Annotated in this window: 1 protein-coding gene; it reads left to right on the top strand. The window is 73.7% G+C overall.

The features are described 5' to 3' along the window. The first annotated feature begins 71 nt into the window (after window positions 1-71). Entirely contained in the window at window positions 72-12,491 is a 12,420-nt protein-coding gene (locus PZB75_RS02085) for a type I polyketide synthase (RefSeq protein ID WP_275538552.1), read from the top strand. Window positions 12,492-12,520 lie beyond the last annotated feature (29 nt).

The following is a 12,520-nucleotide window of genomic DNA, read 5'->3' as shown; positions in this document are numbered from 1 at the left end:
CCTTACCCGCACGCGAAGGTGACGGTGCAGCAGTGAATGACGCCACGGACGCCGGCCCGGCCAAGAGCGCGATGGACGCGGTCCCGGTGAAGGACCCCTCGGACACCGCTCCGGCGAAGAGCGCCACGGTCGACGACAGCAAGCTCCGCGAATACCTCAAGCGCGCGGCGACGGACCTGCACCGCACCCGCCGCCGCCTCGACGAGGCGGAGTCCAAGGACCACGAGCCCATCGCCGTCGTCGCGATGAGCTGCCGCTACCCGGGCGGAGTGCGCTCCCCGGAGGACCTGTGGCAACTGGTCGTCTCCGGCACCGACGCGATCGACGGCTTCCCCACCGACCGGGGCTGGGACATCGACGCCCTGTACGACCCCGCCCAGGAGCGGCCCGGCACCACCTATGCGGCCCGGGGCGGGTTCCTCACCGGAGCGGGTGACTTCGACCCCGGCTTCTTCGGGATCTCACCGCGCGAGGCACTGGCCATGGACCCCCAGCAGAGGCTCCTCCTGGAGACCTCCTGGGAGGCGTTCGAACGCGCCGGGATCGACCCGGCCGCGCTGCGCGGCAGCGACACCGGGGTCTTCGCCGGGGTGATGTACCAGGACTACGCCCTCAGGCTCCACCAGGTCCCCGAGGACATCAAGGGCTATCTGGGCAACGGGAGTTCGGACAGTGTCGCGTCCGGCCGGATCTCGTACACCTTCGGCCTGGAGGGCCCGGCCGTCACCGTCGACACGGCGTGCTCCTCGTCGCTGGTCGCACTCCATCTGGCCTGCCACGCCCTGCGGCAGCGTGAATGCGGACTCGCCCTCACGGGCGGGGCGATGGTGATGTCCACCCCCGTCCCGTTCGTCGAGATGAGCCGGCAGGGCGGCCTCGCCAGGGACGGCCGCTGCAAGTCCTTCGCCACCGACGCCGACGGCACCGGCTGGGGCGAGGGCGTCGGAATGCTGCTCCTGGAGCGGCTGTCGGAGGCCCGGCGCAACGGGCATCCGGTGCTGGCGTTGGTACGGGGCTCCGCCGTCAACCAGGACGGCGCCAGCAGCCGTCTCACCGCTCCCAACGGGCCTTCGCAGCAGCGGGTGATCCGGCGCGCGCTCGCCAACGCCCGGCTCGGCGCCCCCGAGGTGGACGTCGTGGAAGGGCACGGCACCGGCACCCCGCTGGGCGACCCGATCGAGGCGCAGGCCCTCCTCGCCACCTACGGCAAGGACCGGCCCGAGGACCTGCCCCTGCTGCTCGGCTCGCTGAAGTCCAACATCGGCCACACCCAGGCCGCCGCAGGCGTCGGCGGTGTCATCAAGATGGTCATGGCCATGCGTCACGGCACGGTCCCGCCCACCCTGCACGTCGAGCACCCCACCTCGCAGGTGGACTGGTCGTCCGGCGGGGTGCGACTGGTGACCGAGCCCGTGCCGTGGCCGGAGACCGGTCGGCCGCGCCGCTCCGCCGTCTCCTCCTTCGGGATCAGCGGCACCAACGGACATGTGGTTCTGGAGCAGGCTCCGGCGGAGGGGCCTGAGGGGTCTGAGGGTGGTGGGGGTGTTGGTGGTTCCGGTGCGTTGTCGGGGTCTTCGGTGCCGGTGGTGGGGTTGGGTGGTGTGGTGCCGTGGGTGGTGTCGGGTCGTAGTGCGGGTGCGTTGTGTGAGCAGGCGGGTCGGTTGGCGGCTTGTGTGGGTGGTGTGAGTGGTGTGGGGTCGGGTGGGATCGGTGTGAGTGGTGTGGGTGAGGTGGGGCGTGCGTTGGTGGTGTCGCGTTCGGTGTTTGAGCATCGGGCGGTGGTGGTGGGTGGGGATCGGGAGGGGTTGGTGGGTGGTTTGGGTGTGGTGGCTGGTGGGGGTTCGGGTGTGGGTGTGGTGGTGGGTCGGGTGGGTGTGGGGGTGGGTCGTTCGGTGTTTGTGTTTCCGGGTCAGGGGTCGCAGTGGGTGGGTATGGCGGTGGGGTTGTTGGAGGGTTCGGAGGTGTTTGCGGGGTGTGTTGCTGAGTGTGAGGGGGTGTTGTCGCGGTGGGTGGATTGGTCGTTGGTGTCGGTGTTGCGGGGTGAGGTGGGTGCGCCGGGGTTGGATCGGGTGGATGTGGTGCAGCCGGTGTTGTTCGCGGTGATGGTGTCGTTGGCGCGGTTGTGGGGTTCGTTCGGTGTGGTGCCGGATGCGGTGGTGGGTCATAGCCAGGGTGAGATCGCGGCGGCGGTGGTGGCGGGTGCGTTGAGTTTGGAGGACGGGGTGCGGGTGGTGGTGTTGCGGAGTCGTGCGTTGGGGGTTCTGGGTGGTCGTGGGGGGATGGTGTCGGTGTCGTGTTCGGCTGGGGTGGTGGGGGAGTTGTTGTCGGGGTGGGAGGGTCGGTTGTCGGTGGCGGCGTTCAACGGTCCTGCTTCGACGGTGGTGTCGGGTGAGCCGGGGGCGTTGGAGGAGTTGCTGGTCCGGTGCGAGGCGGAGGGTGTGCGGGCGCGTCGTATCGAGGTGGATTACGCGTCTCATGGTGAGCAGGTGGAGGAGATTCGTGGGGTGTTGGCGGGTGAGTTGGCGGGGGTGGTGCCGAGGTCGGGTGGGGTGCCGTTCTATTCGTCGGTGACGGGTGGGTTGGTGGACGGGGGTGTGTTGGACGGGGGGTATTGGTATCGGAATCTGCGTCAGCCGGTGTTGTTCGAGGATGCGACGCGGGCTTTGTTGGCCGCGGGGCATCGGGCGTTCGTCGAGGTCAGCCCCCACCCCGTCCTCAACCTGCCGATCGAGGAGACCGCACGGTCCGCCGACACGGAGGCTCTGGTCACCGGCACCCTGCGCCGCGACGAGGGAACCGGGGAACGGTTCCTCCAGTCCCTCGCCGAGGTGTACACCCATGGCGTCCCCGTCGACTGGCGGCCCGCCTTCCGGGGTGTCGAACCCCGCCACGTGGAACTGCCCACGTACGCCTTCCAACGGGAGCGGCACTGGCTGGAGGACTCCGGCGCCCCCCAGGGAGACATGGCCTCGGCCGGCCTGGCAGCCGCCGACCACCCCCTGCTCGGCGCCGTCGTCCGGTCCACGGGCGAGGACGGGCCGCTGTTCACCGGCCGCCTCTCGACCCGCAGCCACCCCTGGCTCGCCGAGCACGCCGTACGGAACGCGGCCCTGCTCCCCGGCACGGCCTTCCTCGAACTCGCGATCCGGGCCGCTGACCAGGTGGGCTGCGGCCGGGTCGAGGAGCTGACCCTCGAAGCCCCGCTGGTCCTGCCCGAACACGGCGGAGCCGTCGTACGCATGGCCGTCGGCGCCCCCGACGCCCGAGGCCGTCGCCCGCTCACCCTGCACGCCCGGCCCGAGACCGACGACCCCGAGGCACCGTGGACCCGGCACGCCCAGGGCACACTGACCCCCGACACCTCCGGTCCGCTCCCCGCCGATGTGACGGCCTGGCCGCCGCCCGGCGCGGTCCCCGTCGACATCGAGGGGCTGTACGAGCGGTTCGCGTCCGGTGGTTTCGCGTACGGCCCGGTGTTCCAGGGGCTGCGCGCGGTCTGGCGGCTCGGCGACGAGGTGTACGCGGAGGCCGCTCTGCCGCCCGGACAACAGGACGCCGCCGCCGCCTTCGGCCTGCACCCCGCCCTGCTGGACGCGGTCCTGCACACCACCGGGCTGACCGGTGCCGGTGAGGGTCGGATGCCGTTCGTCTGGACCGGGGTCACCCTGCACGCGCAGGGCGCCTCGACCGTACGGGCCCGGGTGACCCCGGTCGGACCGGACGCGTACGCGTTGGAACTCTCCGACCCGTCGGGCCGACCGGTGGCGTCGGTGGAATCGCTGGCACTGCGCCCGGTCGCCGCCGAGACGCCCGGCGCCCCGGTTCCCGCTCCCCGTCACCACGACTCGCTGTTCCGCCTGGAGTGGGCACCTGTGTCCGGAACCCCGGAGGCGCGGAGCTGGGCCGTGCTGGCCCCCGGCGCGGCCGACACCCCGTCCGGGTCCGTCCGTTACGCGGACCTCGCCGCGCTACGGGCCGCCGTGGACGCGGGGGCGCCCGTACCGGACGTGGTCCTGGTGCCCAGCGTGACCCCCGCCGGATCGCTCGCGCCCGCCGCCGTCGCCGACGCGACCCGGGCGGCGGTGCACCGGGCCCTGGACCTCGTCCAGGACTGGCTGGCCGACGACCGCTTCGCCGGTTCCCGGCTCGCGTTGCTCACCCGTGGGGCGGTCGCCGCCCGGGACGGCGACCGCGTACCCGATCTGCCGGGCAGCGCGGTGTGGGGGCTGCTGCGGTCGGCACAGTCCGAACATCCGGGCCGGTTCCTCCTCATCGACGAAGACACCGACGAAGACACCGATGGGGGCATCGGCGAGGACGCCGACGAAAACACCGACCAGGAGATCGACCCGGACACCGAACAGGACACCGAACAGGTCACCGAACAGAACCCCCGCCGGGGCGCGGACCCCGCACCCGCCTCCGAGGTCGCCCCCACCTCCGAGGTCGCTCCCACCTCCGAGGTTGCCCCCACCTCCGAGGTCGCCTCCGCCCCCGGAACCGCCGACGCGGCCCTCGCCTCGGTGGCGGCCCTGGCCGCCGTCGGTGAGCCGCAACTCGCGCTGCGCGGCGGCCTGCCGTACGCGCCCAGGCTGACCAGGGTGGCCCGCACGGACGACACGACCGTCCCCAGGGCCCCGTTCGACCAGGCCGGTACGGTGCTGATCACCGGAGGCACCGGAATGCTGGGATCGCGGGTCGCCCGGCACCTGGCGGCCGAACACGGTGTGCGGCATCTGCTCCTCGCCAGCAGGTCGGGCCCCGACGCACCGGGCGTGACCGCGCTCGAAGAGGAACTGGCCGCCCTCGGCGCCGAGGTCTCCGTCGTCGCCTGCGACATCGCGGACCGGCGGGCCTTGGCCGGCCTCCTCGACGGCGTCCCCGCCGAGCACCCGCTGACCGGCGTGGTACACGCGGCCGGAGCGCTGGACGACGGAGTGATCTCCTCACTCACCCCCGGCCGGATCGACACCGTGCTGCGTCCCAAGACGGACGCGGCACTCCATCTGCACCGGCTCACCGAGGGCATGGACCTGTCGGCGTTCGTCCTCTTCTCCTCCGCCGCCGGAACCTTCGGCGGGCCGGGCCAGGGCAACTACGCGGCGGCCAACGCCCTCCTGGACGCGCTGGCCGAGCAGCGCCGCGCCGACGGCCTGGCGGGACAGTCCATCGCCTGGACCCTGTGGGAGCAGCGCTCCGCGATGACCGGTCACCTCGACGACGACGAGGTCCGGCGCATCGCCCGGTCCGGTATGCCGCCACTGACCACCGGGCAGGGACTGGATCTGTTCGACGCGGCGCTGACGGCCGGACCGCCGTCGCTCCTGGCGATGCGGCTGGACACGGCCGCGCTTCGCGCCAGGGCGGACACGGACCCCGTCCATCGGCTGCTGCACGGCCTGGTGCGGGTCCCGGTACGACGACAGGCCGCGCTCGCCGCGTCCGACGACGCCGGGACGAACCCGCTGGCCGATCGGATCGCCGTACTGCCCGAGAACCAGGGGCTGCGCGAACTGCTGAACCTGGTCAGGACCCATGCGGCGGCCGCGCTGGGCCATCCGTCCCCGGACACCGTCGACGCCGGGCGTGCCTTCCGCGACCTCGGCTTCGACTCGCTCGCCGCCGTCGACCTGCGCAACCGGCTGAACCACGCCACCGGCCTCCGGCTCCCCGCGACCCTGGTCTTCGACCACCCCACGCCCGATGTCCTCAGCGGATATCTGCGCACCGAACTCCTGGGCGCGGCCGGGCTCCTGGCCGCCGCCCCGGCCGCCCCGGCGGTCGCACGGCGAACCGGCGACCCCGATGACGACCTGATCGCGGTCGTCGCCATGGGCTGCCGCTACCCGGGCGGTGTCCGGTCCCCGGACGACCTCTGGGACCTGGTCGCCTCCGGCTCGGACGGGATCACCCCCTTCCCCGCCAACCGGGGCTGGGACCTCGAAGGTCTCTACGACCCCGACCCCGACCGGCAGGGCACCTCCTACGTCCGCGAGGGCGGATTCCTGCACGACGCCGACGAGTTCGACGCCGGGTTCTTCGGGATCTCGCCGCGTGAGGCACTGGCCATGGACCCGCAGCAGCGGCTCCTCCTGGAGACCGGCTGGCAGGTGTTCGAGCGGGCCGGAATCGATCCGCACACCCTGCGCGGCAGCCGTACCGGCGTCTTCACCGGAGTCATGCACCAGGACTACGCGGCCCGGCTGCTGCCGCACATCCCCGAGGAGGTGCAGGGCTTCCTCGGCGCGGGCAACTCGGGCAGTGTCGTGTCCGGCAGGCTCGCCTACGTCTTCGGCCTGGAAGGCCCGGCGGTGACGGTGGACACCGCGTGCTCGTCCTCGCTGGTGGCCACGCACCTCGCCGTGCGGTCGCTGCGGTCGGGGGAGTGCTCGCTCGCCCTGGCCGGCGGAGTGACCATCATGTCGAGCCCCGAACTCTTCGTGGAGTTCAGCCGGTCGAGGGGAATGGCCGAGGACGGCCGCTGCAAGGCGTTCGCCGGGGCCGCCGACGGCACCGGCTTCGGTGAGGGTGTGGGCCTGCTCCTGCTGGAGCGGCTGTCGGACGCCCGGCGCAACGACCATCCGGTGCTCGCGCTGGTACGCGGCTCGGCGGTCAACCAGGACGGTGCGAGCAACGGCCTGACCGCGCCCAACGGCCCCTCCCAGCAACGCGTGATCCGGGCGGCGCTCGCCGACGCCGGGCTGTCCCCGCAGGACGTGGACGCGGTCGAGGGCCATGGCACCGGCACCACCCTCGGCGACCCGATCGAGGCCCAGGCACTCCTCGCGACGTACGGCCAAGGGCGCCCGGAGGGGCGTCCGTTGTGGCTGGGTTCGCTGAAGTCGAACGTCGGGCACACCTCGGCGGCGGCCGGGGTCGGCGGCGTGATCAAGATGGTCATGGCGCTGCGCAACGGACTGCTGCCGAAGACCCTCCACGTGGACGAGCCGTCCCCCCAGGTCGACTGGTCGGCCGGGGCCGTGGAACTGCTGGCCGAGGCCCGTCCCTGGGACACCCGGGACGGACTGCCCCGCAGGGCCGGGGTCTCCTCCTTCGGCATGAGCGGCACCAACGCGCACCTGCTGCTCGAACAGGTCCCGGAACCCGCCCCGGCCACGGACACCGTCACGGACACGGGCCCCACCGCCACGGATACGGGCACACCCCTGCCGGCCGGCCACGCGCCCGACGTGGCCCCCGCCCCCGGCACGGACCGCCCCGGACCGGCCGTCTGGGTGCTGTCCGCCCGTACCCCCGAAGCCCTGCGCGCCCAGGCCGACCGGCTGCACACGCGTGTCCTGGCCGGCCCCGGACCGGACGCGGCCGCCATCGGCCGCTCCCTGGCCGCCACCCGCGCCCGGCACGAACACCGGGCCGTCCTGGTCGGAGACGGGGACCAACTCGTCGACGCGCTCCGGGAGATCGCCGATGGCGCCCCCTGCGCCACCGCCGCTCAGGGAGTCGCGGCCACCACCGGGCGGACCGTATTCGTCTTCCCCGGACAGGGCGGGCAGTGGACCGGCATGGCCCGCCGGCTGCTCGACGAGTCACCCCTGTTCGCGGCCCGGATGGCGGAGTGCGACGAGGCGTTCGCCCCGTACCTCGACTGGTCGTTGCTGGCATCGGCGCGCGGCGACGCGGACACCCCGTCACTGGACCGGCTCGACGTGGTGCAGCCGGTGCTGTTCGCGGTGATGGTGTCGCTCGCCGCCCTGTGGCGGGCCCACGGCGTGGAACCGGACGCCGTCGTCGGCCACTCCCAGGGCGAGATCGCCGCCGCCCACATCATCGGCGCGCTGTCGCTGACGGACGCGGTCAGGATCGTCGCCCTGCGCAGCCGCGCCCAGTCGACCCGGGCGGGAATCGGCGGAATGGCGGCCGTGGCCCTGTCCGTCGCCGACCTCCACGAGCGACTGCGCCCCTGGCAGGACCAGTTGTCGGTGGCCGCGGTCAACAGCCCGACGTCCACGGTCGTCACCGGGGACCTGCCCGCGCTGGAAGAGCTGATGGCGGCCTGCAAGGCCGACGGGGTACGGGTGCGACGGGTGCCGTCCGCCGCCGCCGGCCACTCCCCGCACCTCGACCCGCTGCGGGACCAGGTGCTGACGGAACTCGCCGGTACCGCTCCGGCCGCCTCCCGGGTGCCGTTCTGCTCCACGGTCACCGGAGAATTCCTCGACACCTCCGGACTGGACGCCGACTACTGGTTCCGCAACATGCGGCAGACCGTCGAGTTCGAGACCGCCGTGCGTTCCCTCGCAGCCGCCGGATTCACCACCTTCGTCGAGATCAGCACCCACCCCGTGCTCACCACCGCCGTCCAGGCGACCCTCGACGACCCGGCCGCGGCGCCCCCCGTCGCCGTCGGATCGCTGCGGCGCGACGAGGGCGGCCTCGGCCGGCTGCTGCTGTCGATCGGCGAGGCCCACGTCCAGGGCGTACCCGTGGACTGGACCCCCACCTTCGGCACCGGGCCCGCCCGTACGGTGGAACTGCCGACCTACCCCTTCCAGCGCAGCCGCTACTGGCTCGACGCCCCCACCACGACCGGGGACGTGGCCGCCGCCGGACTCGGCTCGCCCGACCACCCCCTGCTGGGCGCCACCGTGCGCCTCGCCTCACCCGGCGACCCGTCCGGCGAACACCTCCTCACCGGGCGGCTGTCGCACCGCACCCACCCCTGGCTGGCCGAGCACACCGTCACCGGCGTCAACCTGCTGCCCGGCACCGCCTTCCTGGAACTGGCGCTGCGCGCCGCGGACGAGGCGGACTGCGCACGCGTCGACGAACTCACCCTGCACGCCCCGCTCGTCCTGACCGACCGGGAAGCCGCCCAGCTCCAACTGCGCGTCGGTCCCGCCGACGACACCGGGCTCCGCCCGCTCGGTCTGTACTCCCGGAGCGAACACGGCCGCGCCACCGAATGGACCGCGCACGCGACCGGCACCCTCGGACCCGACGCCGGGCCGCCCCGTCCGGCCCCCGCCGACTGGCCGCCGCGCGACGCCACCGCGCTCGACATCACCGACCTCTACCAGCGGTTCGCGACCGCCGGATACGTCTACGGCCCCGCGTTCCAGGGACTGCGGGCCGTCTGGCAGCGCGGCACCGAGGTCTTCGCCGAGGTCGCCCTGCCGGAACGGCAGGACAGCACCGGATATCTGGTCCATCCCGCGCTGCTGGACAGCGCCCTCCAGTCCGCCGCGCTCCTCGCCGACCGCGACGACGTCGCCCGGCTGCCGTTCTCCTGGAACGGCGTGAGCGTCCACGCGTCCGGCGCCACCACCCTTCGGGTACGGATCTCCTCCGCCGGACCCGACGAGGTCGCCCTCGACGCCTGGGACCCCGCAGGCCAGCCCGTGCTCACGGCCGACTCCCTGCTGCTGCGCCCCCTCGCACCGGACCTGCGGACGGCGTCCACCGCCCGGCGGGACCGGCTGTTCCGCGTGGACTGGGCGCCCCTGCCCGCCGGGGACACCGCCGCGACACCGGGCTCCCGGGCATCCTCCCCGGACTCCTGGGCCGTGCTGGGCGAGGACCGGCCGGAGCAGCGGGACCTCCCCGGCATCCGGTGGCCCGGGCTCGGCGCCCTGCGCACGGCCCTCGACGACGCGCCCGGAGCACCTGGCGCGCCCGGAACCCCTGACGCGCCGGGAGCGCCCGACGCGCCCGGAACACCTGGCGCGTCCGCGGCCCCGGACCTCGTCGTCTGGCCGTGCCCGGCGGACCCGGCCCCCGACCAGGCGGACCGGGTCCACGCGACCGCCGCCCGCGCGCTCGCCGTCGTACAGGAATGGCTTGCCGAGGACCGGTTCGCCGGCGCCCGGCTGGTGGTGCTCACCCATGACGCGGTCGTCACCGGCCCCGGGGGCCGGCCCGCCGATCCGGCGCAGGCCGCCGTCTGGGGCCTGGTCCGGGCGGCCCAGACCGAGAACCCGGACCGGTTCGTGCTGCTCGACCTCGACGAGGCCGCACCCCACAACACGGCGACCGGCACCGCCCCGTCCGCCGGTACGCCTTCCGCCACCGCCCCTTCCGCCACCGCCCCGTCCGGCACGAGCCTCACCGACGTGCTGGCCTCCGCCCTCGCGAGCGGTGAACCCCAGCTGGCCGTACGGGAACGCGCCACGCTCGTCCCCCGGCTGACCGGGCCGGACCGCCCCGGCACCCTGACCCCGCCCCCGGACACCCCGGCCTGGCGGCTGGAACTCACCGAACGCGGCACCCTGGACAACCTGGCGCTGCTGCCCGCACCCGACGCCACCGCCGCGCTGGCCCCGGGCGAGGTACGGGTGGCGGTCCGCGCCGCGGGCCTCAACTTCCGGGACGTCGCGGTGGCCCTCGACATGGTCCCCGACCAGCCCGACCAGCAGGTACTGGGCAGCGAGGGAGCCGGTGTCGTCCTGGAGACCGGGCCCGGGGTGACCGGCCTGGCCGTCGGCGACCGGGTGTTCGGCATCTTCGGCGGCGCCTTCGGACCGGTGACCGTCGCCGACCACCGCACCCTGGCACCCATCCCGCGAGGCTGGTCGTACGCACAGGCGGCGGCCGTACCGATCGCCCATCTCACCGCGTACTACGGCCTGTTCGACCTGGCGGGGCTCACCTCGGGGGAGACGGTGCTGGTGCACGCGGCGGCCGGTGGTGTCGGCATGGCCGCCGCCCGGCTCGCCAGGCATGCCGGGGCCCGGGTGTTCGGCACCGCGAGCCCCGGCAAATGGGACGTGCTGCGCTCAGAGGGACTGGACGACCGGCACCTCGCCTCGTCCCGCACCCTCGACTTCGCCGACCACTTCCGCGACACCACCGGAGGCCGGGGCGTCGATGTCGTCCTGGGCAGCCTCGCGGGCGAGTTCGTCGACGCCTCACTGGGACTGCTCGGCCCGGGCGGCCGGTTCCTGGAGATGGGCAAGACCGACCGGCGCGACCCCGCCACCGTGGCGGGACAGCACCCCGGGGTCGACTACCGGGCCTACGACCTCACCGAGGCCGGACCGGAGCGGATCGGTGAGATGCTCACCGAGATCGTCAGCCTCTTCGAACAGGGCGTCCTCACCCCGCTGCCACTCACCTGCTGGGACCTGCGCCGGGCCCCGGACGCGTTCCGCCACATGAGCAGGGCCCGGCACATCGGCAAGAACGTCCTGACGCTTCCCGGCCGGTTCGACCCGGAAGGCACCGTCCTGATCACCGGTGGCACCGGCACCCTCGGCAGCCTGGTGGCCCGTCATCTGGTGGCGGAGCACGGGGTGCGGAGGCTGGTGCTGACCGGTCGTCGGGGTCCTGGTGCGGTGGGCGCGGCGGAGTTGCGGGACGAGCTGGTGGCGGCGGGTGCCGAGGTGGAGGTGGTGGCCTGTGACGTGGCCGACCGCGACGCCCTGGCCGCACTGCTCGCCGACGTGCCCACGGAGCGCCCGCTGACCGGTGTCGTCCACGCGGCGGGTCTGCTGGACGACGGTGTGGTCGGCTCACTGACCCCCGTACAGCTCGACCGGGTCCTGCGTCCCAAGATCGACGCGGCGCTCGGCCTCCACGAGCTGACGCGGGACGCCGATCTCGCCGCGTTCGTCCTGTTCTCCTCCGGAGCCGGCCTGCTCGGCGCCGCCGGGCAGGCCAACTACGCCGCCGCGAACGCCTCGTTGGACGCCCTGGCGGCACGAAGGCGGGCCGAAGGGCTCCCCGGCCTCTCCATCGCCTGGGGACTGTGGGCCGAGCGCAGCGGCATGGGCGACCACCTCGACGAGGTCGACTTCCGGCGGATGAGCCGCAGCGGCATGGCCCCGCTGACGACCTCGGAGGGGCTGGCCCTGTTCGACGCGGCGGTCGGCTCCGACCACGCCCACCTGCTGGCCGCCGGACTCGACACCGCCGCTCTCCGGAGCCGCCCGGCCACGGACGTCCCGGCGCTCCTGCGAGCGCTGGCCGCCCGCCCGCCGCGCCGCCGCGCCGTCGCGTCCGCCGCCGAACCGTCCGACTCCTTCGCGCAGCGGCTGTCCCGGCTCTCCGACGCCGACGCGCACCGCGCCCTGCTGGAACTGGTACGCGGTCACGCGGCGACCGTGCTCGGACACGCCTCACCCGAACTGATCCAGCCCACAAGGCCGTTCAAGGACTTCGGCTTCGACTCCCTCACCGGCGTCGAACTCCGGAACCGGCTGGCATCGGCGACCGGCGTACGCCTGTCCGCCGCGATCGTCTTCGACCACCCGACCCCGGAAGCGCTCGCCCGCCACATCGGCGCGCGCACCGTCCGTCCCCGGACCCCGGACAGCGCTTCCCCGCTCGCGGAACTCGACCGCCTGGAAGCGCTGATCGCCGCACTGCCCGACGACGGCCACGACCGCGACCGGCTGTCGCGGCGGCTGCGCGAGGTCCTGGCCCGGCTCGAACCCGCCGCGGCCCCGGAGAGCGCGGTCACCGCGGACCACATCGAGTCCGCCTCCAACGACGAGATCTTCGAGTTGATCGACAAACAGCTGGGCATTTCGTGAATCCCCGACCGCCCGTACGGAACTCAGCA

The organism is Streptomyces sp. AM 4-1-1 (genome assembly GCF_029167625.1).
Taxonomy (GTDB): Bacteria; Actinomycetota; Actinomycetes; order Streptomycetales; family Streptomycetaceae; genus Streptomyces.
Note: the sequence above shows the minus strand (reverse complement) of the source record. Positions and strands in the feature narration are given on the sequence as shown.

Bases quoted from the DNA above. Each gene is read 5' to 3' on its own strand.
- PZB75_RS02085 (WP_275538552.1), top strand. From the start codon at position 72: ATGGACGCGGTCCCGGTGAAGGACCCCTCGGACACCGCTCCGGCGAAG.